Here is a 23,827-nt window from a genome sequence, read left to right as displayed (position 1 = left end):
CGCGCCGACAGGATGGTCCCGGCCTGCCACAGCCGGCCGCTGCCCGCGCCCGGCGTGTCGAGGTTGGAGGAGGTGACGTAGATGCGCCGCTGCTCCTCGTGGCCGGGCACGTCCAGGAGCATGAACTTGTTGTGCATGTCGCTTGCCGTGCCGGGGTTGACCGCCCGGCCCGAGGCGGGTTGATGTATTCCGGCCAGCGCCGCACCGGCCCGGCCGGCAAGCATCGCCCACGCGGCCAGGGCCGCGAGCCTCGCGCACGTTCCCAACGCCGCCTTCCAGCCCATGGGGGCCTCCTCGACCTCGCCGGCGGCGGGACGCCGCCATAAGCCCTTATGCCCCGGGACCGGCCGGGCGTCCACGCCGAAAAAGGCCGCGCCATTGACGCGGCGCGCCCGTCCCCGTACTTGACGCCATCGGCCGCGTCCGCCCCTGGCGCGGCGTTTCCAGGGAGTCCCGACCATGGCCCGCATCCTCTACGGCGTGCACGGCACCCAGCACGGCCACGCCATCCGCGCCCTGATCCTGGCCCGCCACCTGCGGGAGCTGGGCCACGAGTTCCTGTTCGTCTCCAGCGAAGAGGGCGCGCAGCTCCTTGGCCGCGAATTCCCGGTGACGCGCTTCGAAAACCCGGGCACGCGCTACAAAAACCAGCGCCTGGACATGCCGGCGACCCTTGGTCTGGCCGCGCGCACGCTCCTCAAGCGCCCCGGCGAGCTGGCCCGCCTGGCCGCCATGATTGCGGACTTCAAGCCCGACCGGGCCATTTCCGACTACGAATATTTCGTGCCCATCGCCGCCAAACGGGCCGGCATCCCCTGCCTGTCCATCGACCACCAGCACGTCGTCTCCTGCTGCGACCACGACATCCCGCCGCGCCTTTGGCCGGACTACTGGGGCATCCGGGCCTCCATCCGCTTCCTTTTTTCCGCCGCCAGCGACTACCTGGCCATTTCCTTCTTCCAGCCGCCGCCCAAGCCCGGGGCGCGCGCCCGCATCGCCCCGGCCATCCTGCGCCGCAGCGTGCTCGACCGCGCGCCGAGTTCCGGCGACCATATCCTGGTCTACCAGAGCTGCGGCATCCGCGACGCCTTCGCCCCCTACCTGCGCGGGATCGACCGGGAATTTCGCGTCTACGGCTACCGCATGGACAAGGTGGACGGGAACCTGACCTTCCGAAACTACTCGGAGGAAGGTTTTCTTGACGACCTGGCCTCGTGCGCCTACGTTGTCTGCGGCGGCAGCCACAATCTCATGAGCGAGGCGCTTTATTACGGCAAGCCCGTGCTGTCGTTTCCCGTGCCCGGGGCGTTCGAGCAGCAGCTGAACGCCCTCTACCTGGAGCGACTGGGCTACGGCCGGGCCGCCTCCATGGAGCGCCTGACGCCCGAGCTTCTGCCGGATTTCGAGAAGGACCTCGACGCCATGCGGCGTCGCATCGCAGGCGGGAACTTCTGCGGCAACACGGCCGTGCTCGCCCTGGTCGAGGATTTCCTGCGCGAAGGCGCGCTGCCGGGAAGGTCCTAGAGCGGGCCTTGCCCCTGGCGCATCGTCGCGGCTTTTTTTACAGTCCCCCAACCCGTCCCAACCGCCCATCAAGGAGAGTCCCATGCGCCGCGCCCCCACGACCCTGGCGGCCCTGGCCCTTTGCCTGGCCCTGGCCGCGCCCGCCCTGGCCGCAGACAAGCCGCTGACCTTCGGCATGCTCCTCGTCGGCCCCTATAACGACAAAGGCTACAGCCAGGCCCAGTACGAGGGCGGCAAGTACGTGGAGGAGCACGTGCCCGGGGCGAAGATGCTCTACCTCGACAAGCTCAATCCCGCCGACCGGCCGGGCGTCACCGTGCCCCAAGTGGTGGACGACCTGGCGGCCAAGGGCGCGACGCTCATCTTCGCCGGCTCCGACGACATGAAGGACGGCATCCGCGAGGCCGCCGAACAGCACCCCGAACTGACCTTCGTCCACATTTCCGGCGACGACGTGCTCACGGGCAAGGCCCCGAAGAACCTGGGCAACGTCTTCTCCAAGATGGAATACGCCAAGATGATGGCCGGCTTTTCCGCGGCCATGACCACCCAGACCGGCAAGATCGGGTTCCTGGGGCCGCTGATCAACGACGAGACCCGCCGGCTGGCCGACGCCGCCTACCTCGGCGCGCGCTACGCCTGGGAGAAGGTGCGCGGCCAAAAGCCCGAGGCGCTTTCCTTCAAGGTCACCTGGATCGGCTTCTGGTTCAACATCCCGGGCGTGACCTCGGACCCCAACCAGGTGGCCGGCTCGTTCTTCGACCAGGGCTACGACGTGGTCATCTCCGGCATCGACACGCCCGAGGCCCTGACCGTGGCCGCCGCCCGCCGCAAGGCCGGGGCCGACGTCCACGCCCTGCCCTACGACTTCAAGCAGGCCTGCGACAGCGCGCCCGAGGCCTGCCTGGGCGTGCCCTACTTCAACTGGGGCCCGGCGCTGCTCCCCATCGTCAAGGACGTGGTCGCCGGGACCTGGAAGCCCTCCTTCGTCTGGCTCTCCCCGGACTTCGCCGCCTTAAACGACCCGGACAAGAGCCCGGTGGGCTTCCTGCCCGGCCAGGGGCTTTCGGCCGAGAGCAAAAAGGCCCTGGACCAGTTCACGGCCGACCTCGGCTCGGGCAAGGTCGACCTCTTCGCCGGGCCGCTGACCTACCAGGACGGCACGGTCTTCGTGCCGGCCGGCCGCACGGCCACGGACAAGGAGCTGTGGTTCTGCCCGCAGTTGCTCAAGGGCATGGAAGGGGCCAGCGCCTCCAAGTAGGGGGCGGGGCGAAACGCGGCGCATGGACGTCGTCCTTTCCCACATCGTCAAGCGGTTCGGGCAACTGATCGCCAACGACGACGTCAGCCTGACGCTCGAGGCGGGCCGCATCCACGGCCTGCTCGGCGAGAACGGGGCCGGCAAGTCCACGCTCATGAAGGTGCTGTGCGGCCAGCTTTCCCCGGAGGCGGGCGAGATCGTCGTGGACGGCGCGGCCCACGCCCGCCTCACCCCGGACGCGGCCGCCGCCCTGGGCATCGGCATGTTGCCCCAGGACCCCCTGGATTTCCCGCCGCTTCGGGTCTGGGAAAACTTCGCCCTGGGCGGCGGGCCGGTGCTTACCCGGCGCGAGGCCCGGTCGCGCCTCGAGGCGGTGTGTTCGCGCATGGGCTTTTGCCTGCGCCCGGACGTGCCCGTGGCCGACCTGACCGTGGCCGAACGCCAGCACCTGGAGCTGGCCCGGCTCTTCGACCGCGACGTGCGCCTGCTCATCCTCGACGAGCCGACCTCGGGCATCTCCCCGGCCCAGAAAAGGACCCTGTTCGCCGTGCTGCGGGCCTTCGTCTCGGACGGACGGCGCCTGGTGGCCCTGGTCACCCACAAGCTGACCGAGGCCAGGGAGCTGTGCGACGCGGTGGCCATCCTGCGCCACGGCCGGCTGGCCGGCTCCTTCGCCGCGCCCTTCGACACCCAGGACGTGCTCACGGCCATGTTCGGGGCCGAGGTCGCGGCCACGGCCACGGCCGCGCCGCCGCCCCCGCCCGAACCTTTGGGCCTCGGCACGCCCGTGCTGCGCGCCGCGAACCTCGTCATCGCCGACGACAAGGCCGTGCTGCGCGACGTGTCCCTGGAGGTCCATCCGGGCGAGATCGTAGGCCTGGCCGGCATTTCCGGCGGCGGCCAGGAGGCCCTGCTGCGGGGCCTGGCCGGCATCGCCCGCAGCGTGGCCGGAGAACTCGCCATCGGCGGGCGCGACCTGGCCGGCCGGCCGGCCACGGACTTCCTGGCCGCCGGGGTCCATTACCTGCCGGCGGCGCGCATGGAGGAAGGGCTTTTCCCCGGGCTGTCGCTCCTGGACCATGTGCGCCTGGCCTTTCCGGACAAGCGCCGCGAAGCCCGGGCCATCTTCGCCGAGCGCTGCGTGGGCCGCTTCCGCCTGACCAATACGCCAAACGCCCGCGCCGACGCGCTGTCCGGCGGCAACCAGCAACGCCTGCTCCTTTCGCTCATTCCCGACGACACCCGTCTGCTCCTGGCCGACAACCCCACCCGGGGCCTCGACGCCGCCTCCATCGCCCAGATCTGGGACCATTTCCGCGAGCGCGCCGCCGCCGGCGCGGCCGTGGTCTTTTTTTCCGAGGACCTCGACGAGCTCTTGGCCCAGGCCGGCCGGGTGCTGGTCTTTTTCAACCGCGACATGGCCGCCGACCTGCCGGCGGCGAGCCTGGACCCGGGACTTGTCGGCGACCTCATGACCGGCCGGTCCACGGCCGCCGCAAACGGCGGCGGGAGCGCCCCATGACGCGCCGCGCCGCGCCCCTTGTCCGCGCCGCCTGGGCCCTGGCCGCCGCCTTCGCCGTCACCCTGGGCATCCTGCTCGCCGCCGGCGCGCCGCCTTTTGCCACCCTGGCCGTCATGGCCGAGGGCGGGCTAGGGTCCCAGGCGGCGGCCCTGCGCACCCTGGCCGCCTTCACCCCGCTCCTTCTTTGCGGCGCGGCCCTGTGCGTCACCTTCGCCGCCAACCTCTGGAACATCGGCGTGGAGGGCCAGATCACCATGGGCGCGATCTTCGCCCAGGGCTGCCTGCGCGCCGCCGATCCGGCCGGCGGCCTGCCGGCCGGGCTGGACCTGGCCCTGGGGCTCGCCGCGTCGGCGCTCGGCGGCCTGGTCTGGGCGCTGCTCGCCGGCATGCTGCGCACCCACGGCCGGGTGCACGAAATTTTCTCCGGCCTGGGGCTCAATTTCGTGGCCATGGGCGTCTCGCTCTGGCTCATCCTCGGCCCCTGGAAGCGGCCGGGCATGGCCTCCATGAGCGGCACCGAAACATTGGATCAGGCCTTGTGGCTGCCCGCCCTGGGCGGACGGCCCATGAGCATGGTCGGGCCGATCCTGGCCGTGGCCGCCTTCGTTGGCGCGGCCTGGCTGCTGCGGCGCACCTTCTTCGGCCTGACCCTTGCCGCCGTGCGCCAAAACGCCCTGGCCGCCACGCGCCTGGGGCTGCGCCCGGGCCTGCGCATCCTGGCCGCCATGGGCATCTGCGGGGCCCTGGCCGGCCTGGCCGGCGGCATCCTGGTGGCCGGGCTCTACCACCGGCTCATTCCTTCGATCTCCGGCAACTACGGCTACACCGCCATCCTGGCCGTGCTCCTGGCCTCGGGGAGCCTGCTCGCCCTGCCCGCCGCCTGCCTTTTCTTCGCCGTGCTCACGGTCGGCTCGGTGCAGCTGCCGCTCTCGCTCTCCCTGGACTCCTCCCTGGCCGGGGTGCTCCAGGGCGTGCTCGTGCTCACGCTTTTCGCCGCCAGACGCCTGCGCCCCCTGTCCCGAAGGAGGGAGCCGTGACCGTGGATTACGCCAGCGCGCTGGTGGCGGCCGTCTTTTTCGCCGCCGCGCCGCTCATGCTCGCGGCCCTGGGCGAGACCGTGTCCGAGCGGGGCGGGGTCATCAACCTGTCCATGGACGGCACGGTGCTGTTCGCGGCCATGGCCGCCTTCGCCGTGGCCCGGGGCTGCGGCAACCCCTGGCTGGGCCTTTTGGCCGGGGCCGGGGCCGGCGCGGCCATCGCCCTTATACTGGCCGTTTTCGGGCTTTTTCTCGGCGCGTCGGAGCTGGCCGTGGGCTTCGTGCTGACGCTTTTCTGCCGCGAGCTGGCCTATTTCATGGGCCACGGCGTGGCCCGCCAGCCCGGGCCGGACCTGGGGAGCCTGTCCGTGCCCGGGCTTTCCGACATCCCCTTCCTGGGCCAGGCCCTTTTCGGCCAGAGCCCGGTGGTCCTCTTGAGCCTGGCCGCCCTGGGCCTCGTCTGGTGGTTCCTGGCCCGCACCCGGCCGGGGCTGGTGCTGCGGGCCGTGGGCGAATCGCCCAGGGCGGCGGCCAGCCGGGGCGTTGCCGTGCGCCGGGTGCAGCTTCTGTGCTGCCTGGCCGGCGGGGCCCTGGCCGGCTGCGCCGGGGGGCTCTACTCCCTGTCCGTCAAGCCCGGCTGGGGCCATCCGCAGGGCTGCGAGGGCGCGGGCTGGATCGCGCTCGCCATCGTCATCTTCGGCGGCTGGAAGCCCGTGCGCGTGGCTTTTGGCGCGCTTTTCTTCGCCGCCATCCAGGTGGCCGGCATCGCCCTCCAGGACGCCCTGCCCGGGCTTTCCGGGGCGCTTTTCCAGATCGCGCCCTTCCCGGTCATGATCCTCACGCTGCTGGCGGTAAACCTGCGCCGTTCCACGGCCTTTCGCGAGGCGGCCCGGCGCGTGCCGTTGCTTGGCCGCCTCATGCCGCGCTCGGCCGGCGGCGCGCCCGGGGCCATCGCCGGAGCCCTGGACAAAGGTTTCTGAGCCCCCGGCGCGCCCGGCCGGCGCGCTCGGTTGCCACTGCCGCCTATTTGCGGTAACGCAACGCCCAAGCCGCCTGCCAAGCGGCCAAATCCTCGCCGAACGGACCGGAGCGCCATGAGAAAACGACCGCTGACCCCGGCTTCATATTATCGCCTGCCCTGGAACCTGGCCGACAACGCCATCACCTGGCTCGAGCCCACCACCAAGTGCAACCTGTACTGCGAGGGCTGCTACCGGGAAAACGATCCCGACGGTCACCGGCCCCTGGCCGACGTCATCAAGGAGCTGGAAACGGTCAAGACGCTGCGGCGCACGGACAACATCTCCATCGCCGGTGGCGAGCCGCTCATCTACCCGGACATCGTGCCCCTGGTGCGCTACGTGGCCTCCAAGGGCTGGAAGCCGGTCATCAACTCCAACGGCCAGGCGCTGACCCCGGAGCTCGTGCGCGAGCTGGCCGCGGCCGGCGTGGTCGGCTTCACCATGCACGTGGACTCCCACCAGAAGCGGCCGGGCTGGAAGGGCGCGACGGAAAAGGACCTGTGCGAACTGCGCCTGAAGCTCGCGGAGATGATCCACGAACACGGCGAGGGCAAGATCGCCTGCTCGTTCAACGCCACCATCTACCGCGACACCTTGGTCGACATCCCCATGCTCACGCGGTTCGCCCACGAGCACATCGACATCATCCAGACGATGGTCTACATCCTGTTCCGATCGGCCAGGAAAAAGAACAATTTCGACGTGTTCGTCCACGGCAAGCCCGTCGACGTCGGCGACCTCGTCTACCAGCTCGACCACCAGGAAGACCACCAGGACCTCGTCTCCCAGGAGATCGCCGACGCCATCCGCCTGGCCTATCCCGAGCACGAGCCCTGCGCCTATTTGAACGGCACCGAGGACCCCCTGTCCATGAAGTGGCTCCTCACCCTGCGCGTGGGGACCAAGGACGAGATCCTCGGCTACCTCGATCCCAAGTTCGCCGAGTGGACGCAGATCTTCCACCACCTCTTCTTCGGCACCTACCTGGCGTACTCCCGGCCGTGCTGGATGCAGTGGCTGCAGAAACTGGCCCTGGTCGCGCCGTTCAACGGCAGCCTGCGCAAGATCTTCGGCAGGCTGCTCACAAAGCCCAAGCTCTGGTTCAAGCCGGTCAACATCCAGTCGATCATGGTCATCCAGCCCTGCGACCTGTTCGACGACGGCCGCCAGAACATGTGCGACGGCTGCCCCGACGCCATCCTCCACGACGGCAAGATGGTCTGGAGCTGCCGCGTGGACGAGCTGGAGAAGTTCGGCTCGTTCATCCAGTGCGCCCCGCGCGGCTGCTGCGGCGGCAAGCCGGTCCCGGCCCCCGAGGCGGGAGCCGCGCCCGAACCCGCCCCCGCGCCGCAGCCCGAACCGGCCCCGGCTCCCGAACCGGCCCCGGCTCCCGCGCCGCAGCCGGCTCCCGAACCCGAGCCCGTGAAGGAACCCGAGCCGGTGGCCGCGCCCGAACCGGCCAAGGAGCCCGAAGCGGCTCCGGAACCCGCCACTGTGCCCGCGCCGCGCCAGGAAACCGCCCCGGTCGCCAGGGAAATCCACCAGCCGGCCGTGAAGGTGGACCTGCCCCCGGCCGTGGCCGCGCCCGAACCGGCCCCGGTCAAGGAGCCCGAGCCTGCGCCCGCGCCGCAACCCGCGCCCGCCGCCGCGCCCGAGCCGATCCTCACGGCCAAGCCGGCCCAGGCCCCCAAGGCGGCCAAGGCCGAAACCAAGGCCGCGCCGGCCAAGAAAGCCGGCAAGTCCTCCAAAAAGAAATCCAAGGCGAAATAGCGCCATTCCCCCTTCCCTCCCGGCCGCCCGCGCGGCCGGGAGGGGGAATCCCCAATGCCCCAAGCCGCACCCCAGACGCCCAAGAAGGTCGCTCGCCCCTCCTACGGCATCCTTTCCAAATTCGTGCATCTGGCCGGAGCGCAGTGGATCCACGACGGCCTGCACACCTTTTTCCTGATCTACCTGGCCCGCCTTTCCACCAGCGACTACGGCGAATTCATGGTGGCCTTCGGCCTGGCCTCCATCATTCTCTTTCTCGGCGAATTCGGCCTCAACCAGCCGCTGGTCTCCTCGCTCAGCAAGAAGTACAGCCACAAGGGCGACATCCTGGCCCAGTACACCCTTCTCAAGGGCATCCTGCTGGTCGCCGGCTGGCTCGGCGTGGTGGTCTTCATCTATCTGCAGGGCTACACGTCGGGGCTCAAGAACCTGGTCATGGTCATCTCGGCCGGCGTGGGCCTGGAGGCCATCGCCAGCTCCTTTTTCGTGGCCATCCGCGTGGAGGGCAGGCAGGACCTGGAGGGCCGCATCCGGGTGCTCTCGGGCGTCCTCGGCTACGGCTACGCCATCGCGCTCCTGGCCCTGGGGGCCGCGCCGCACTTCATCGCGCTGTTCAAGGTCATCGAGAACGTCTCCAACCTGACCGGCGGCGTGTGGATGGCGCTCAAAAAGACCGACTTCACGGGCCTGACCCTCAAGCGCAAGTCCCTGGCCCGCACCTGGGCCACGGCCAAGCACGGCACGACCTTCGTGCTCATGGCCCTGGCCGCCATCCTCTACAACAAGGCCAACCTCTACTTCCTGCAGGGCCAGGCCGGCCCGACCAAGGTGGCCCAGTACAGCGTCACCTGGGAGCTCGTGGACGGCATCTCCATCCTCGTCTCCAACCTGCTCCTGCGCAGCATCCTCTATCCGCTCTTCGTGCGCCTCTGGAAGAACGACAGGCGCGAGTTCCAGCGCCTGGCCAACAATTCCGTGCGCTGGCTCATCGGGGCCTCGATCCCCATCATGTTCGTGCTGTTCATCGAGTCCGACCGGATCATCGGCCTCGTCTACGGCGGGGCCTACAAGGACGCCATGTGGATGCAGAAGTGGCTGGTCGGCACCATCATCTGCGGCTTCGTCCACAACCTGGCCGCCTACCTGATGATGAGCCAGGGCAAACAGCGCCTGCTCCTTTTCATCTACATCGGCGGCCTGGCCGTGAACCTGGCCCTTTGCGCCACGCTCATCCCGGCCGACCCGCTGCTCGGCACCTGCCTGGCCATGCTCATCACCAAGGCGGCCGTGGCCGTGACCACCACGGCCTACTGCCAGGCCACCATGCGCATCATCGACGTCAAGAGCATGTGGCGCATCGCGGCGGCCTGCGCCTGCGGCGCGGGGCTCTACTTCGCCACCATACGCCTGGGCATACGGGAGATTCCCGAGCTGCTGGCGCTCGTGCCCTTCGTCTTCCTCATCTTGCAGTGGAAAAAGGAGCTGGCGGCGCAGAAGGCGCAGGCCGGCGTGGCGTAGTTCCGTCAGGAGAAATGCCCCCGGCGGCAAAAAGAGGCGCTGCCCCTCCCGGGCCTCCCGAAAGGGGGGAAGCGCACCGCGCCTCGAGCCCCACGCAAAAACGGCCGCCGCTCCCTGCCCGGGAACGGCGGCCGTTTTCTCTTCTGACGCGCGGGGCTGTCAGCCCTGGCGGATGACGGCCTTGACCACGCCGCCCCAGCCCACCTTGTAGGCGATGCCGCGCCAGGTCATGGTGTTGGTGGCGAAGGTGCGGCCGAAACACCAGGCCAGCATGGCGAAGGTGGCGACGTAGCCCCGCAGCCAGGCGAGCACGCCCACCCGGCCCGGGCAAAGGCCCCGGTAGAAAAGCCCCAGCCCGGCGAAGAGCAGGAGGTAGGCCACGGCCCCCAAGGCCGCGCCGCCGCCGGCCAGGCCGAGCAGCCAGGCGGCCAGCGCGCCAAGGGCCAGCACCGGCGGCGCGGACAGCACGAACACCGCCGCGATGGACACCAGCCAGCCCGGCGGAATGCAGAACTTGAGGTAGAGCAGCTGGCGCGTGAGCCAGTCGTCCCAGCGCGAGAGCGTCATGCCGGCCATGGGCGTATCCAGGCAGGCCGCCGCCACGGGCCAGGCCGCCACGCCGAAGCGGTGCAGGTGCGGGCCCATGGAGAAGTCGTCCACGATGTTTTTGCCCCAAAGCTCTTTTAGGCCGAAGCGGTCGAAAGCGGCCCGGGAAATGGCCATGGCCCCGCCCCAGGGCTGGGTGATGGCCCGGATGGGCTGGAGCAGGTGCAGGGCCATGCAGGTGATGGCCATGCCGATGGTGCCCGTGGCCGCGTCGCCGGGCACGATCCTGTGGAAGCCGCTGGTCATGGGCGCGTCGCCCCGCGCCACCGGCGCGGCCAGGTTGGTCAGGAAACGCCGGTCGGCCACGTGGCTGGAGTCGCAGTAGACGAACACCTCGGCCGTGGACGCGGCCCGCATGCCGGCCAGGATGTTGTGGTTCTTCTGGCCGCAGCGCTCGGCCGGCCCGGCCACCACGAGCAGCGCCCGGTCGTCGCCGCCGGCCACGCCCCGCACCAGGTCCGCGGCCGGATCGTCGGCCGCGGCCGTGACGAAGACCGCCACGAAGTCGGGATAGTCCTGGTCGAGCAGCGAGGCCACGGCCTCGCGCATGCCGGGATGGTCGCCCGTGACGGGCACGATGACGGCGAGCCTGGGGCAAGCCTGCGGCATGGGCTCGGGGCCGTCGCCGCCGCGCACGTGGCGGCGGCCAAGCAGGTAGAGCGCCGTCAGGACCGCCAGTTGCACGGCCATGACCGCGAAAACGAAATACAGCACGAATCCTCCCGGAAAAATCAGCCCGGCCGGCGCGGCTGGGCGACGGCGGAACCGTCGGCCGGCGTCTTCTGGCCGGAGCCGAGGGGCACCTTGGTGGCCTGCACTTCCAGCTTGCTGCCGCCCTTGGTCGTCAGCACGCCGCTTATGGCCTCGCCGCGCGCGTCGCCCTCGAAGACGTGGCCGCTGCCGTGGACCATGTAGACGTGGCCGTTGAAGACGGCTCCCACCAGATGGTAGACGTTGGTCTCGCCGGTCATGGCCACGACCACCACCTCGGCCTTGACGTGGTGGCCTTCCTGCTCCACGTGGGCCTGGACGTTCGAGCCATAGAGCGACCCTCGCCACAGGCCGGACAGGTCCGGCTCGCCGGCCACGGCCGCCATGGCCGGGACGGCCAGCAGCAGCAGGGCCAGAAGGACCGGTTGCAAAATGAGCGTCATGGCATGCTCCCTCAGCCGGGAATGCGCCGGGATTTTCCCGGCCGCGTCATTGTCCGGCCGCCTCGGACAACACCTTTTCGAACACGTCTTCGTGACGGCGCACCATCCGTTCCATGGAAAAATGCCCGAGCACGCGCTGCCGGGCCGCGTCGCCGAAGTCCCGACGCAGGGCTTCGTCGGCCAGGAGCGCGGCCAGGTTCTCGCCCAGGGCCCGCGCGTCTCCCGGCGGGGAGAGCAGGCCCGTGCGGCCCGGCTCGACCAGGTCCGGGATGCCGCCCACGGCCGTGGCCGCGACCGGAATGCCCATGCTCATGGCCTCGAGCAGCACGTTGGGCAGCCCCTCGCGCACGGACGACAGGGCCACCACCGAGGCCTGCTGGAAAAAGGGCCTGGGGTCCGGCGCGGCCGGATAGGTGCGGATAAGGCCCCGCACCGGGCTGCGCGCGGCAAGCGTCCGTACCCGGGTGCGCAGGGGCCCGTCGCCGACCAGCCACAGTTCGGCCCGGGGCCGCTTGGCCGCGGTGAAGGCGAAGGCCTGGATGAGCGTCTCGTGGTCCTTGTCCTCGCAGAACCGGGCCGGACACAGGATCACCTCGCGCACCGGGCGCAGCTCCTCGGGCGGCGGGGCGAAATAGGCCGTGTCCACGCCGTTGGCGATGCAGGTGACGGCCGATTCCGGCCGGCCCAGGCGCACCAAGGCGTCTTTTAACGACGCGGCGTTGACGATGTGGTGGCGCACCAAGCCCTTGAGCAGCCGCTCATGCTGGCGCTTGACCGCCCCGCCGCCCCGGCAGGTGCCGATGACCGCCGGCAGGCCCCGCAGGCGGCCGAACACCCGGCCCCAGATGTTGGGCACGGCCGTGAGCGGCACGAGCAGGTCCGGCCGGTCGTGGGCCAGCTTTTTCCACAGCGACGCCACGGGCGCGGCCCCCACCTCGGTCGCGGGGGAAAGCCAGGTCAGGGGGATGCCGGCGGCCTGGGCGTGGGGGGCGAAGTCGCGCACGGCGGTCAGCATCCAGAATTCGGGCGCGAACCTGGCGCGGTCCAGGCGCGCGCCGAGCTCCAGGGCCTGGCGCTGGGTGCCGCCGAAGGCCAGGTCCTGGAGCAGCATGACCACGCGGGCCGGGCGCGAAGGCCGGCCCATCAATAGCCCATCAGGCCGCAGCAGCGGGTGCACGAGGGCATGAGCCCCTCGGTGTGCAGGCTGGCCCGGAAGCGGCGGTAGGCTTCGCTGTTCCACAGCTCGGTGATGGTCTTGTCCCGCACGTTGCCCACGATGTAGTCGTGGTAGTCGCGGCAGGGCGACATGTCGCCGTTGGAGTCGAGCTCCACGGCCTGGTAGATGGAGATGCACTGGTTGTAGCCGAAGGTGGCGTCGTGGTTGCCGTAGTACTCCTGGAGGTTCGCCAGGCCGGTGACGTTGGGGATGATGTTGACGGCCGGCTTGCCCAACCCCTTGGAACGGCGCTGCACTTCCTTGAGCTGCTTGTCGAGGGTCTCGTGGTCCTTGATGGTCCAATCGCCGACCCAGCCCCAATGCAGCTTGGGCTTGAAGCCGAAGCGGCGCGAGAAGTCCTCGTCGTGGGCCTTGGCGCTTTTTTCGTCGATCCACCAGGACAGGTAATAGACGAACAGGTCCACCCGGTCCTTGTAGGTCTCGTAGATGTCCACCAGGTGGTTGACGTTGGCGCTCGAGATGGTGGTGAGCGAGGCGACCAGGGGGAGCTTGGTCTTGTGGGCCCGCTTGGCCTCCTTGACGGCGGCCAGGGCCTCCTGGATGACCTTGTAGTTGTCGCCGGCGCCGCTGGCCGAGGGCCGGGCGGCGTTTTGGATCTCGGGCGAATGGCCGTCGATGGAGATCTGGAGCAGGAACAGGGGCGCGGCGGCCAGACGGTCGGCCGCGGCCACCAGCTTGGTGGCGTTGGTGACGATGGACGTCGGCATCTTGAGTTCCGTGGCCCGTTCGACGATCTCCAGCCAGCCGTCGTACATGGTCGGCTCGCCGCCCCAGAGGTAGACCGAGGGGAAGTGGCCGTTTTTTGCCAGGTCCTCGAGGAGCTCGAGGTAGCGCTCCGGGGAGATTTCCTGCCGCTTCAAATCCTTGAGGCTCTTGCCGTGCAAAAATCCGTGGTCGCCCCACTGGCCGCAGGTGTGGCAGCGCAGGTTGCACATGTCGGTGATGCGGATGGAGAGCTGGCGGATGCTGCGGGCATGGCCGGTCTCGGCCCGGGGGTTGAGGGCCGAAAAGAAGATCTTCTCTTTTTCCACAGCCGCCAGCCGGCCGGCCATCCAGGGATAGCGGCCCACCTTGACGGCCTGTTTTATGATCGTATCAAGCGCGACGCTGCTGCGTTTGCTCATGAAGCCTCCGATGCCGTGACGGCGACCCCCGCCATACGCCGAAAAAGCGCCTGGTTCAAGCCTCGGGGCCGGCGCGCCGGCGCACGGTTCAAGCTGCGGAGAGGATCGGGGGAGCGCCCCCGCCTCCCCGGTCGCGAAGGGACGCGCCGGCCGCCTGGCGGCCGGCGCGAGAGGGTCAATTCACCGGGACGATGTACACGAGGGCCGGATCGAGGTCGTAGGTCCAGGGGCTGCCGGTGTTCTTCCAGCCGTCCCTGACGCGCTTGCCGTAGTCGGGCGAGTCCTTGTCCGCGACCTTTTCGCCCTCGAAGCCGTCCACCATGCTCCAGACGTCGGTGAAGCCGGCCTCGGCCAGCTTGTTGGCGGCGGCGGCGCTGCGCTGGCCCGAGCGGCACAGGACGACGAGCAGGTCGCTCTTGCCGGCCACGGCCTTGACCCGGTCCACGAAATCCCTGTTGGGGGCCAGGCCGTAATTCTTCTTGGCCGGGTCGAACTGCCCGGTGCGCAGCATGACCGGAATGTTGCGGGCCATGGCCGGATGGCCGACCAGGTCGTATTCCTCGGGCGTGCGCACGTCGATGATGGTCACGTGGTCCTTGTCCTTGAGGTACATGGCGTAGGCCTCGACGGCCGTGACGTACTTGCCGAGGCGGGTTCGCTTCTGGGCGTCGGACGGGACGTCGGCGGCGAAGGCCAGGTTCGACAGCAAGGCCAGGCACACGAGGCACGAAAGGGCGATGGTTTTACGGCGCACGGTTCCTCCGGTAAGTGAAGATGGGTTCTCGGCAAGGAAGTGCGTCCGCAAGGGGCCCGCGTCAAGGGGTGCTGCGCCGCCTGAGGCGGGCGGCCGCCCCTTGCCTGCCGGCGGCCGGGGAGATAGATTGGGGCCGCGGCGGAAAACTCCAGGGAGGACCGTCCCATGTCGCCCCAGGTCAAGACCATCCTGTTGGCCGTGGATTTCTCCGAGACGGCGCAGTACCTGGCCGATTACGCAACCCTGTTCGCCAAAGGGCTCGACGCCCGGTTGCTCGTGCTCTACGTCTCGCCGAGCATGAACCGCTACACGACCCTGTACGTGCCGGCGGAAAGCATAAAGGCCCTGGTCTCCCAGATCCTCGAAGGAGCCAACCGGACCATGGGCGAGTTCATGACCGGCCGCTTCTCGGGCCTCGACGCCGAAGGCCGGGTGGAATACGGCTACGCGCCGGAAAAGATCCTGGACGCCGCCCGCAAGGCCAAGGCGGACATGATCATCATGGGCACCCACGGCCGGCGCGGCGTGGACCGCATCCCTTTCGGCTCGGTGGCGGAAAAGGTGGTCAAGACCGCCAAGATTCCGGTGCTGACCGTCCGGCCGGCCTGACGGCCGGACCTCACGCGCCCACGGCGTCGCGCCCGCGCCCCGGCGATTGCCCCGGGGCTCCGGGTCGGGTATAAGCGATCCGCTTCCCCTACCCAAGGACCGGTGGCGCATGGCCGAAGACGCATCCCGACAATACCTGACCCTGACCCTGGGCGGCGAACGCTTCGCCCTGGAATCCCTTGTCATTTCCGAAGTGCTCGACATGCTGCCCGTGACCTGGGTGCCCCTGGCCCCGGGGCATCTGCGCGGGGTGGTCAACCTGCGGGGCAACGCGGCCACGGTGGTGGACGCCCGGCCCAAGCTCGAACTTCCCACCGACGGCGAGCCGTCCTGCCTCATCATCGTCGAACGCGACTACGACGGCGACCCCATCACCATCGCCGCCCTGGCCGACGCCGTGCACGAGGTGGTGGAGATCGCCCCGGCCGACATCGCCCTGCCGCCGGACATGGGACTTCCCGTGCCGCCGCAGTTCGTCAAGGGCCTGGCCCGACTGGACGAGGCCTTCGTCATGATCCTCGACGCGGACCGGCTTTTTTCCGCCGAAGAACTGGCGGCGCGTCAGCGGCCGTAGAGCCTGGCGTACATCATGGCGTTGGCGTCGATGCGCCGCACGTAATCCCGCGTCTCCGTGTAGGGGATGAGCTCCGTGAAGAGCTCCTCGCCCAGGTTCCCGAAGCCCCGCACCCAGACCGCCGCCCGGTTCTGCCCGGCGTTGTAGCCGGCCAACGCGGCGGCCAGGCTCCCGGCCCCGGCCACCCGCTCCCGGAAAAAGGCCACGCCCAGCCGGATGTTGACGGCCGGGTCGAAGAGCGCCTCCCGATCGACCTTGAGGCCGAGTTTTTTCCCCATGCCCCGGGCCGTGTCGGGCATGAGCTGCATGAGCCCCACGGCCCCGGCCCCGGACACGGCCCGAGGATCGAAGAAGCTCTCCTGGCGGATCAGCGAAGAGACGACGTCCGGATCGATGCCCGAGCCGGCCAGGGCGGCGACCACCTGGTTGGCGTGGGCGCGCGGATACAGGGCCTGGCGCAGAGGGAGCAGGTCGGCGGCCGTGCCGCGCATGAGGCAGCCGCCGAAGCTGCGCCAGGCCGTGCGCATGACCGCGCCGCGCCGGCCCATGTCCTCGGCCGCCTCGATGTGGGCCATGGCCAGGTCGGCCCGGTCGGGCATGGCGCGCGAGGCGAAGTCGAGCTGCATCTCGGCCAGGGCCGGCAGCCCCGAGTCGTCCAGGAGCCGCGCCTTGGCCAGGGCGGCGGCGGCCCTTGGCGAAGGGGCTTCGGCCCGGCCCGGGCAGCGGGGCCCTTCGCGCACGGGCGAGGCCAGGGCGGCGGCGCCGCCGGCCTTGCCCATGGCGGCCAGAGCGGACTGGGCCAGGCCGCCGTAATAGGAATTGGGCCGGCGCGACAGGGCGTCGAGGTAGGCCCGGGCCGCCTCCTCGGGCCGGGCCATGGCGGCCAGGGCCTTGCCCCGCCAGTAGCGCGCCCCGTCGGCCCAGTCGTCGTCGGGGTGGCCGGCGGCAAAGGCCTCCATGTCGGCGACCGCGCCGGCGAAGTCGCCCGTGACGAAGCGCAATAGCGCCGTCAGGGACGCGCCCTGGGCGGCCAGGTCCGGCGAGACGGCCAGGCCCTTGAGCCGCCCGGCCGCCTGCAGGGCGTCGGCGAAGCGGCCGCGCTCCACCAGAAGCAGGGCCAGGTGCCGGGCCGCCACCTCGCGCAGGGGGTCGTCGCGCACCGGCGCGTCCAGCACCTGGCGCAACAGCGCCTCCATGCGCGCCAGGTCCTCGTCGTCATAGGAGCGCCACAGGCACCGCGCCTCGTGGTAGCGGGCCCAGCCGGCCAGGGACGAGGCCGGATCGGCCGCCGCCGTCCGGGCGAAGGCCTCGGCCCCGGCCTTGAAGCGGCGCAGGCGGTAGAGGGCCTTGCCCCGCACGTACTCGGCCCGGGCGGCCTGGCCGGCGTCGAAGCCCCGCCTGCCCTCCAAAAGCTCCAGCGCCGCCTGGGGCGCGCCCTTCTCCACCATGGCCTCGGCCCGCAACAATACATTCGACGGCCCGTCCGGATCGTAGCACACCCCCTTCTCCTCCCTTTCAGGGGGTCCGGGGGGGATGATCCCCCCCGGCGGGTCCAGGGCTGCGCCCTGGCCGCCGGAGGCATCCCCCCCGCACATCCGCCGCGCCAGGGCATTGCCGGCGCGGGCGGCCCTGCTGTCGGGCCAGGTCAAGGACAGGTGGCGCAGGAAATCCACGGCCTCGCGGCGACGGCCCAGGGCCTCGGCGGCCACGGCGGCGCGCAGCCAGACCTCCGGGGCGAGCGTGGGGTCGGCCTCGGTCAGCCAGGCCCGGGCCCAGGCCAGGGCGCGGGCCTGGTCGCCGGCCCGGGAGGCGGCCTGCACGGCCAGGTACTGGACGTCGCGGCCGAGAAACGACGTCTCGGGCGCGTCGGCCAGACCGGCCAGGGCGGCTACGGCCCCGGCCGCGTCGCCGGACAGGTAGCGGCCAAGGCCCAGGTAGTAGGCAACCGCGTCGGACAGCTCGCCGGCCCGGCCGGCCACGGCGGCGAGCCTGGCCGCGCCTTCGCGACGCCGGCCGTCCAGCACCTCGGTGATGCCGCGCACGGCCTCGGCCCCGGCCGGGGCGTTCACCCCGGCCGGCCGGTGGTTCTTGCCGGCCAGGGATTTCGCGGTTTCCTCCCCTGCCGCGCCGAGCCTGGCCGAGCGCGGCAGGGGAACGTCGGCCGGGTCGGCCGGCGGGCTCCAGGGCTGTCCGGCCCCGGCCGCCGGGGCGGCAAGGGGCAGGCACAGGAGCAGCGCAACCAGGGTTGACAATACCAAACCAAGTTGATCGGAGAAGGGCATAATTCCCTGCCTTGCCATGGTGGAATATCCTACCTTTTCACGTCATATATGGCGATATTACTTGATCTCTTAAACTGAAAGACCCCTTGACTAATCGTGAAAATCGTGACTAACAAGTCCGAGTTTCATGGGGTCCGTTTGTTGCTCGGGGCCGTGCGCGGGACTGCGCGGCTCCTGCGTCTTCCACCCGTCAAGGAGGTCGGTATGTCCTTCGCGCAGTCCTGGGACTTCACGCCGGGCGCCCGCGTCGTCGTCGACGATCTGGGCAAGTGTTCGCGTGAATACGAGTGGCTGGAGGAACCTTACGTCTCGCCCGACGGCGAGACCGTGGCCAGGGTCGCCGCATTGCCGGACGCCGAATTTTCCATGGCGGTGGGCGGCGAGGTCTGGGAAGAAACCTTCGACAAGATCTGGTATCCCCGCTTTTCCCCGGACGGCAGGCTCACGGCCCTCGTGCAGTCGGCCGGGGAATGGACCATGGCCGTGGACGGCCAGGCCTGGGAGACCCAGTTCGGCTATATCTGGGGCACGCTTTTCTCCGAGTCCGGCGACGTCATCGCCGCGCCCATCCAGGCGGACGGCCAGTACGGCCTGGCCGTGGACGGCCAGCCCTGGGAAACGCTCTACGAGAACGCCAACCAGGTGCTCCTGTCCCGGGACGGCAAGGCCACGGCCGCCGTCATCCAGGCCAAGTCCCTGGCCCAGGCCGACATCGAGACCTTCCAGCAGGGCATCTTCAGCGTCGCCGTGAACGGCGAGGCCTGGGACGCCGTCTTCGTCAACTGCTGGAACCCGGCCTTCGACGCGACCGCCTCGCGGGTCGCCGCAACCGTGCGCCGCACGCTCTACGACTACACCATCGCCGTGGACGGCAAGGCCTGGGACGGGGCCTACGCCTGCGCCTGGGGCCCGGTCTTCAACCCGGCCACCGGCCAGGTGGCCGCGCCCGTGCGCAAGGCCGGGGCCTGGGGCATGGCCATCGACGACAGGATGGCCTGGGAGCCGCGCTTCGCCCAGCTGTGGCAGCAGGCCTACACCCCGGACGGCGGCAAGCTCGCGGCCATCGCCGCCGTGAAGTTCGGCGAGTTCACCGTGGTGGTGGACGGCGCGCCCTGGGGCGTGACCTTCCCGGTGGTCACGGACCTGACCGTAAGCCCGGTCGGCGGGCGCATCGCGGCGCTCGGCAACGCCCACAACACCGATTTCGCGGTCCTTTGCGACGGCAAGGTCTGGCCCGGCCGCTACGACATGGCTTGGCCGCCGGTGTGGAGCCCCGACGGCGCGCACCTGGCCGTGGCCGTGGAGCGCGGCGGCCGGTTCACCGTGGTGTGCGACGGCAAGGCCTATCCGCAGAGCTTCGACAAATGCTTCGCCCCGGCCTTTTCCCCGGACGGGACCAAGGTCCTCATCCGGGCCGTGGCCGACAACAAGCTCCACCGTATCGTGGCCCCGGTCGCGGCCTTCACGGGATAGGAGGGAGAAAGTCATGCACGCCCTGTACGATCTCGCCGTGGGCCCCCTGGCCTGGCTGGCCTTCGGCGTCTTCATCATCGGATCCGTCTACCGGCTCCTGGCCATGCGCGCCCTGGCCCTGCGCAAGGACGGCGCGTTCGTGGCCTACGTCAGTTGGCCCCACGCCTTCAAATCCCTCGCCCACTGGTTCACCCCCTTCGGGGCCCTGGGCTGGAGGGAAAATCCCGGCGTCACCATCGCCACCTTCATCTTCCACATCTGCCTGTTCCTGGTGCCGCTGTTCCTCATGGGGCACATCGTGCTCTTCGACACCTTCCGGGGCTGGTCCTGGCCGGCGCTGCCGGACGGGGCGGCCGACGTCCTGGCCATCGTGGTGGTCGTCATCTGCGCCTACTTCCTGTGGCGTCGCCTGAGCGTGCCCGAGGTGCGCTTCGTCACCAGCGCCCAGGACGTGCTCGTGGTGTCCCTGGTGGGGCTGACCTTCCTGACCGGGGTTTTGGCCTATCATCGCATCGGCGACAACCTCGTTCTCACCACCCTGCACATCCTGAGCGGCGAGGCCATGCTCGTCGCCATCCCGTTCACGAGGCTCTCCCACATGCTGTTCGGGGTCTTCTCCCGCGGCTACATCGCCTCGGAATTCGGGTCCGTCAGACACGCCAAGGACTGGTAGCCACCGGAGGATTTCATGAGCACCATTGCCGACCGCCTTATCGAAGACGAGGGGCTCAGGCGCGGCGTCTCCCGCCTGACCCCGGAGAAGATAGAGAAAGTCTTCAAGGAGCTGATCGCCGGGGAATGCGGCGCGCGCCTGAAAACCTACGTGGAGTCCTGCGTGCGCTGCGGCATGTGCGCCAAGGCCTGCCACTACTACATGTCCCACAAGGACCCGAGCTACACCCCGGTGGCCAAGGTCAGCCAGACCATGTGGCGGCTGCTGGCCGCCGGCGGCCGGGTCGAGCCGCAGGTCATCTACGAATGCGCCCAAGTCGCCTACACCGAGTGCAACCTGTGCCGCCGCTGCATCCATTACTGTCCGCTCGGCATCGACACCGGCTACATCATCAGCGTGGTGCGCCGGCTGTGCCACAAGCTCGGCGTCACGCCGCAGTACATCCAGGACACGGCCCACAGCCACTCCGCCGTCCTGAACCAGATGTGGGTCAAAGACGACGAATGGCCCGACACCCTGCAATGGCAGGAGGAAGAGGCCCGCGAGGAATTCCCGGGACTGCGCATTCCCCTCGACGTCGAGGGCGCGGACTTCATGTACTCGGTCATCGCGCCGGAGCCCAAATTCCGCACCCAGCTCATCTACCAGGCCGCGGCCATCTTCAACGCCGCCGGTCTCAACTGGACCATGCCGGCCACGCCCGGCTGGGACAACTCCAACATGGCCATGTTCACGGGCGACTCCGAGATCATGTCCCGGGTGGAGCGCGCCCACTACGAGACGGCCCAGCGCCTGCGCGTCAAGCGCATCGTCATGGGCGAGTGCGGCCACGCCTTCCGCGCCGTCTACGACGTGGCCAACCGCTGGCTCGGCTGGAAATGGCACCCCGTGCCCGTGGTCCACTCGGTGGAGTTCTTCTGGGAGCTCATCCAGCAAGGCCGCATCAAGATCACCCACAAGTACGCCGACCCGGTCACCATCCACGACCCCTGCAACATCATCCGGGGACGCGGCCTCATGGACAAGCTGCGCGAAGTGACCCATTTCCTGTGCGAGAACGTGGTGGAGATGTCGCCCAACCGCGAACACAACTACTGCTGCTGCGCCGGCGGCGGCGTCATCAACTGCGGGCCTCCCTTCAAGAACGTCCGCATCGTCGGCAACTCCATCAAGGCCGAGCAGTTGAGGGCCACGGGCGTGCACACCCTGGTCGCGCCCTGCCACAACTGCCACGGCGGCCTTGAGGACATCATCAGCAAGTTCGGCCTTGGCATGCACACCAAGTTCCTGGGCGACCTCATCTACGAACTCATGGAGAAGCCCGAGGCCGAGTAACCCGGCGCGCAGGAGAACACGCTATGAAACGACGCACGACACCACTTGCGCTTGTGGCCTTCGTCGCCGCCCTGCTCCTGGCGCTGCCGGCGCTTTCCCAGCAGGACATGACGACGGTTCCGGACGAGGCCTTCAAGACCAGAACCCGGCCGCCGGCGCTGTTCAAGCACGACGAACACAACGAGAAGGCCAAGCTCGACGACTGCACGGCCTGCCACCACGGCGAAAAGGACGGCAAGCGCGATCCCGGGGCCGACACCTCGGGCATCCCCTGCTCGGACTGCCACGCCGTCGAGGCGAAACCCGGCCGCACCCCGCTCATGCGCGCCTTCCACAAACAGTGCCTGGGCTGCCACATGACCCAGAAAAAGGGTCCCGTGACCTGCGGCGACTGCCACAAGCCCGTGAAGTAGCCGCGCGGGACGCGACCGCGCGCGACGCGCCTCCGGGGCGCGGCCGGGCAACCGGCCGCGCCCTTTGCCTTGCGACCGGTTTGACAGCGTCCGGACGACCCCCTATGCCGGACATGGCCGCGAGTCGGCACGCGACGCCAGGTCCGGCCAAGCGGGGCCTATCGGCCCAAAGACGCCGGCCAGGTTGGAACGAACCTTGCTTGCCTCCGGCAAAGGAGTCGCCCATGCGCCGCCCCTCCCTTTCCGTCCTCGGCCTTCTCCTGTGCGGCCTCGCCGTCCCCGCGCCGGCCACGGCCGCCCAGCCCGCGCCACGGCCCGCCTATGCCGACGAGGCCATCCCGGATCCGGCCGCGTCCCCAGCCATGCCCCCGGCCCAGGCCCAGCCTGACGCCGGAGACGGCATACGGCGTCAGGTTTCCGACGAACGCGTCTTCTCCAAGACCGTCACCTGTTTCTACGGCCCGAACATCGACCAGGGCCAGGCCAAGCGCCTGTGTTCCCAGCAGGCCCGGGGCAGGCTCCTGGACGACGCCGCCGACGCCTTGGCCCGCGACCCGGCCATGGCCAATGCCGGACTATCGCCCAGCGACCTGCGCGCCTTCGTGGACAGCCTCCTCGCCGTGGCCGTGGCCGACGAGGAGGTCCGCAAAGTACCCGACGGCCTGGCCGTGCGCCTGACGCTGCGGGCCAAGACGCCGCAGGCCGGCCTGGGCGAGCGGCTCATGGCCTTCGCCGCCAACCCGGAGCTGCGCGCCGCCGCCCTGGCCGAGACCGATGCCCGCGACCGCCAGGCGGCCGAGGCCCGCATGGCCGCCATCCCCTTCGGCGCGGACCGGGAATTCCGGGCCAAGGAAATGGTCAACGAGATGCGCGAGGACGCCGCCTTCGCCGCCCGGCGCGTCGTGCCCGGCATGTCCATGGCCAACGTCAAGGAGCTGCTCGGCAACCCGGCGGCCCTCAAGCAGGCGGTCATCGGCCCGGAGAGCTACGTCTGCGCCGGCTACGGCAAGGTGTGGGTGGTGTTTCGCGACGGCGTGGCCGCCTGCCTGCGCACGCGCCTGGACTACGTGCCGCGCTACGGCACGGACTGCCACTGCGCAGGCAATTACACGACAATACTCAAGAGCGATTAACGGATAACGATTCTTGACAGAAGCACCGGCAGCCCGGTACGGTCATACATTATCCCGAACAAGCGGGAATCGTGTTCCACTCAAAGCTGCCGGAGGCACCATGCGGGCGCTCATTGTCGACGATGATTTCTACAGCCGCAGCTTTCTCGAGTACATCCTGCACCCTTATGCCGCCTGCGACGCGGCGGTCAACGGCGAGGACGCCATCATGGCCTTCAAGAAGGCTCTGGAAGGAGGCGAGCCCTATGGCCTCGTCTTCATGGACCTGCTCATGCCCGTGGTGGACGGCCCCAGGGCCCTCAACGAGATGCGCGAGATCGAGAAGGACTTCGGCGTCTCGGACGACGCCTGCTGCAAGATCATCATCACCTCGGTGCTGGAGGACGGCGAGGACACCCACAACGCCATGTACCTCGGCGGCGCGACCTCGTTTCTGCAAAAACCCGTGGACGAGAAGTCCATCATGGCCGAATTGAGCCGCCTGGGCGTCATCTCCCAGGACGCCTAGCTCTCCTTCCATAGTGCATTTGTAACGCCGCCCCGTCTTTCCCGCCCGCCCCGGATGCCGTATGGGGAACCATGCGCAAGCGCCTCGTCCTGGCCGGCGGCGGCCACGCCCACCTCTACGCCCTCTCCAGGCTCGCCGCCTTTGGCGAGGCCGGCATCGACGTCGTCTGCGTGGCCCCAAGCCCCTTTCTTTCGTATTCCGGCATGGGCCCCGGCATGCTCTCCGGCCGCTACGCCCCGCACGAACTGCGATTCGATGTGGCCGGGATGATCGCCTCCGGGGTGGGGGGGGGGGGGGG

The 23,827-nt window shown here is 69.6% G+C and carries 21 protein-coding genes and 2 pseudogenes; 16 read left to right on the top strand and 7 right to left on the bottom strand.

From position 1 onward, the window contains the following. Positions 1-284 (bottom strand): annotated as a pseudogene (locus Q1K70_RS17120) (hypothetical protein); the annotation flags it as partial. Between the two features lie 175 nt (positions 285-459). On the opposite strand from Q1K70_RS17120, the gene Q1K70_RS17115 reads away from it, so the two are divergent. The 7 genes from Q1K70_RS17115 (at position 460) to Q1K70_RS17085 (ending at position 9,654) form a co-directional block, all read left to right on the top strand. Then, positions 460-1,524: a glycosyltransferase family protein gene (locus tag Q1K70_RS17115; protein WP_300162094.1), complete on the top strand. Its 1,065-nt coding sequence runs from the start codon at positions 460-462 to the stop codon at positions 1,522-1,524. Between the two features lie 82 nt (positions 1,525-1,606). Beyond that, complete coding sequence (locus Q1K70_RS17110; RefSeq protein ID WP_300162091.1) at positions 1,607-2,785, top strand: BMP family ABC transporter substrate-binding protein; 1,179 nt, start codon at positions 1,607-1,609, stop codon at positions 2,783-2,785. A 22-nt stretch (positions 2,786-2,807) separates the two neighbouring features. Next, a complete protein-coding gene (locus tag Q1K70_RS17105) occupies positions 2,808-4,307 on the top strand; it encodes an ATP-binding cassette domain-containing protein (RefSeq protein ID WP_300162089.1) in 1,500 nt (499 codons plus the stop codon). Then, the gene (locus tag Q1K70_RS17100) at positions 4,304-5,344 is read left to right on the top strand and encodes an ABC transporter permease (protein ID WP_300162086.1); all 1,041 of its coding nucleotides are present in this window, start codon (positions 4,304-4,306) and stop codon (positions 5,342-5,344) included. Before Q1K70_RS17105 ends, Q1K70_RS17100 begins: the two co-directional genes overlap by 4 nt. Continuing rightward, positions 5,341-6,324 carry an ABC transporter permease gene (locus tag Q1K70_RS17095; protein ID WP_300162083.1) on the top strand — a complete coding sequence of 328 codons (984 nt, stop codon included), beginning with the start codon at positions 5,341-5,343 and terminating at the stop codon, positions 6,322-6,324. Before Q1K70_RS17100 ends, Q1K70_RS17095 begins: the two co-directional genes overlap by 4 nt. Before the next feature lie 114 nt (positions 6,325-6,438). Next, entirely contained in the window at positions 6,439-8,136 is a 1,698-nt protein-coding gene (locus Q1K70_RS17090; RefSeq protein ID WP_300162081.1) for a radical SAM protein, read from the top strand. Between the two features lie 54 nt (positions 8,137-8,190). Further along, positions 8,191-9,654 carry an oligosaccharide flippase family protein gene (locus tag Q1K70_RS17085; protein WP_300162078.1) on the top strand — a complete coding sequence of 488 codons (1,464 nt, stop codon included), beginning with the start codon at positions 8,191-8,193 and terminating at the stop codon, positions 9,652-9,654. Between the two features lie 159 nt (positions 9,655-9,813). Here Q1K70_RS17085 and Q1K70_RS17080 read toward each other — a convergent pair whose 3' ends face one another. From Q1K70_RS17080 to Q1K70_RS17060, 5 genes are all read right to left on the bottom strand, one after another. Beyond that, positions 9,814-10,974, bottom strand: a complete 1,161-nt coding sequence (locus Q1K70_RS17080; protein ID WP_300162075.1) for a glycosyltransferase — start codon at positions 10,972-10,974, stop codon at positions 9,814-9,816. Between the two features lie 17 nt (positions 10,975-10,991). Further along, a complete protein-coding gene (locus Q1K70_RS17075; RefSeq protein WP_300162072.1) occupies positions 10,992-11,414 on the bottom strand; it encodes a hypothetical protein in 423 nt (140 codons plus the stop codon). Positions 11,415-11,460: 46 nt separating this feature from the next. After that, positions 11,461-12,558, bottom strand: coding sequence for a glycosyltransferase (locus tag Q1K70_RS17070; protein ID WP_300162069.1), 1,098 nt, complete (start codon positions 12,556-12,558; stop codon positions 11,461-11,463). Continuing rightward, positions 12,558-13,775, bottom strand: coding sequence for a radical SAM protein (locus Q1K70_RS17065; RefSeq protein WP_300162066.1), 1,218 nt, complete (start codon positions 13,773-13,775; stop codon positions 12,558-12,560). Before Q1K70_RS17065 ends, Q1K70_RS17070 begins: the two co-directional genes overlap by 1 nt. Positions 13,776-13,950: 175 nt before the next feature. After that, positions 13,951-14,529, bottom strand: a complete 579-nt coding sequence (locus tag Q1K70_RS17060) for a rhodanese-like domain-containing protein (protein ID WP_300162062.1) — start codon at positions 14,527-14,529, stop codon at positions 13,951-13,953. A gap of 165 nt (positions 14,530-14,694) precedes the next feature. Between Q1K70_RS17060 and Q1K70_RS17055 the strand changes: the two genes are divergently transcribed. Then, entirely contained in the window at positions 14,695-15,138 is a 444-nt protein-coding gene (locus Q1K70_RS17055) for a universal stress protein (protein WP_300162059.1), read from the top strand. Positions 15,139-15,247: 109 nt separating this feature from the next. Next, the gene (locus Q1K70_RS17050; RefSeq protein WP_300162055.1) at positions 15,248-15,712 is read left to right on the top strand and encodes a chemotaxis protein CheW; all 465 of its coding nucleotides are present in this window, start codon (positions 15,248-15,250) and stop codon (positions 15,710-15,712) included. Here Q1K70_RS17050 and Q1K70_RS17045 read toward each other — a convergent pair. Next, complete coding sequence (locus tag Q1K70_RS17045; RefSeq protein WP_300162054.1) at positions 15,700-17,964, bottom strand: transglycosylase SLT domain-containing protein; 2,265 nt, start codon at positions 17,962-17,964, stop codon at positions 15,700-15,702. The two genes, Q1K70_RS17050 and Q1K70_RS17045, sit on opposite strands and share 13 nt — an antisense overlap. Before the next feature lie 234 nt (positions 17,965-18,198). Here Q1K70_RS17045 and tmcD point away from each other — a divergent pair, with 234 nt between their 5' ends. The 7 genes and pseudogenes from tmcD to Q1K70_RS17010 all read left to right on the top strand — a co-directional run. Further along, positions 18,199-19,467 carry an electron transfer complex subunit TmcD gene (tmcD, locus tag Q1K70_RS17040; protein WP_300162052.1) on the top strand — a complete coding sequence of 423 codons (1,269 nt, stop codon included), beginning with the start codon at positions 18,199-18,201 and terminating at the stop codon, positions 19,465-19,467. Positions 19,468-19,480: 13 nt separating this feature from the next. Further along, the gene (gene tmcC / locus Q1K70_RS17035; RefSeq protein ID WP_300162049.1) at positions 19,481-20,140 is read left to right on the top strand and encodes a TmcC family electron transfer complex membrane anchor subunit; all 660 of its coding nucleotides are present in this window, start codon (positions 19,481-19,483) and stop codon (positions 20,138-20,140) included. Positions 20,141-20,155: 15 nt separating this feature from the next. Continuing rightward, positions 20,156-21,475: an electron transfer complex ferredoxin TmcB gene (gene tmcB / locus Q1K70_RS17030; protein WP_300162047.1), complete on the top strand. Its 1,320-nt coding sequence runs from the start codon at positions 20,156-20,158 to the stop codon at positions 21,473-21,475. Positions 21,476-21,498: 23 nt separating this feature from the next. Further along, positions 21,499-21,888 (top strand): acidic tetraheme cytochrome c3 TmcA, encoded by a 390-nt coding sequence (gene tmcA / locus Q1K70_RS17025; protein WP_300162044.1) that lies wholly within the window; start codon positions 21,499-21,501, stop codon positions 21,886-21,888. 224 nt (positions 21,889-22,112) lie between these two features. Continuing rightward, on the top strand, positions 22,113-23,021 hold the full coding sequence (locus Q1K70_RS17020) for a hypothetical protein (RefSeq protein WP_300162041.1): 909 nt from the start codon (positions 22,113-22,115) through the stop codon (positions 23,019-23,021). A 100-nt stretch (positions 23,022-23,121) separates the two neighbouring features. Beyond that, positions 23,122-23,529, top strand: a complete 408-nt coding sequence (locus tag Q1K70_RS17015) for a response regulator (RefSeq protein ID WP_300162038.1) — start codon at positions 23,122-23,124, stop codon at positions 23,527-23,529. Positions 23,530-23,600: 71 nt separating this feature from the next. Beyond that, positions 23,601-23,827: pseudogene (locus Q1K70_RS17010) on the top strand (pyridine nucleotide-disulfide oxidoreductase); the annotation flags it as partial.

The sequence above is a fragment of the Solidesulfovibrio sp. genome (genome assembly GCF_029978005.1).
GTDB lineage: Bacteria > Desulfobacterota > Desulfovibrionia > Desulfovibrionales > Desulfovibrionaceae > Solidesulfovibrio.
Note: the sequence above shows the minus strand (reverse complement) of the source record. Positions and strands in the feature narration are given on the sequence as shown.

Bases quoted from the DNA above. Each gene is read 5' to 3' on its own strand.
- Q1K70_RS17115 (WP_300162094.1), top strand. From the start codon at position 460: ATGGCCCGCATCCTCTACGGCGTGCACGGCACCCAGCACGGCCACGCC.
- Q1K70_RS17110 (WP_300162091.1), top strand. From the start codon at position 1,607: ATGCGCCGCGCCCCCACGACCCTGGCGGCCCTGGCCCTTTGCCTGGCC.
- Q1K70_RS17105 (WP_300162089.1), top strand. From the start codon at position 2,808: ATGGACGTCGTCCTTTCCCACATCGTCAAGCGGTTCGGGCAACTGATC.
- Q1K70_RS17100 (WP_300162086.1), top strand. From the start codon at position 4,304: ATGACGCGCCGCGCCGCGCCCCTTGTCCGCGCCGCCTGGGCCCTGGCC.
- Q1K70_RS17090 (WP_300162081.1), top strand. From the start codon at position 6,439: ATGAGAAAACGACCGCTGACCCCGGCTTCATATTATCGCCTGCCCTGG.
- Q1K70_RS17085 (WP_300162078.1), top strand. From the start codon at position 8,191: ATGCCCCAAGCCGCACCCCAGACGCCCAAGAAGGTCGCTCGCCCCTCC.
- Q1K70_RS17075 (WP_300162072.1), bottom strand. From the start codon at position 11,414: ATGACGCTCATTTTGCAACCGGTCCTTCTGGCCCTGCTGCTGCTGGCC.
- Q1K70_RS17070 (WP_300162069.1), bottom strand. From the start codon at position 12,558: ATGGGCCGGCCTTCGCGCCCGGCCCGCGTGGTCATGCTGCTCCAGGAC.
- Q1K70_RS17065 (WP_300162066.1), bottom strand. From the start codon at position 13,775: ATGAGCAAACGCAGCAGCGTCGCGCTTGATACGATCATAAAACAGGCC.
- Q1K70_RS17055 (WP_300162059.1), top strand. From the start codon at position 14,695: ATGTCGCCCCAGGTCAAGACCATCCTGTTGGCCGTGGATTTCTCCGAG.
- Q1K70_RS17050 (WP_300162055.1), top strand. From the start codon at position 15,248: ATGGCCGAAGACGCATCCCGACAATACCTGACCCTGACCCTGGGCGGC.
- tmcD (WP_300162052.1), top strand. From the start codon at position 18,199: ATGTCCTTCGCGCAGTCCTGGGACTTCACGCCGGGCGCCCGCGTCGTC.
- tmcC (WP_300162049.1), top strand. From the start codon at position 19,481: ATGCACGCCCTGTACGATCTCGCCGTGGGCCCCCTGGCCTGGCTGGCC.
- tmcB (WP_300162047.1), top strand. From the start codon at position 20,156: ATGAGCACCATTGCCGACCGCCTTATCGAAGACGAGGGGCTCAGGCGC.
- tmcA (WP_300162044.1), top strand. From the start codon at position 21,499: ATGAAACGACGCACGACACCACTTGCGCTTGTGGCCTTCGTCGCCGCC.
- Q1K70_RS17020 (WP_300162041.1), top strand. From the start codon at position 22,113: ATGCGCCGCCCCTCCCTTTCCGTCCTCGGCCTTCTCCTGTGCGGCCTC.
- Q1K70_RS17015 (WP_300162038.1), top strand. From the start codon at position 23,122: ATGCGGGCGCTCATTGTCGACGATGATTTCTACAGCCGCAGCTTTCTC.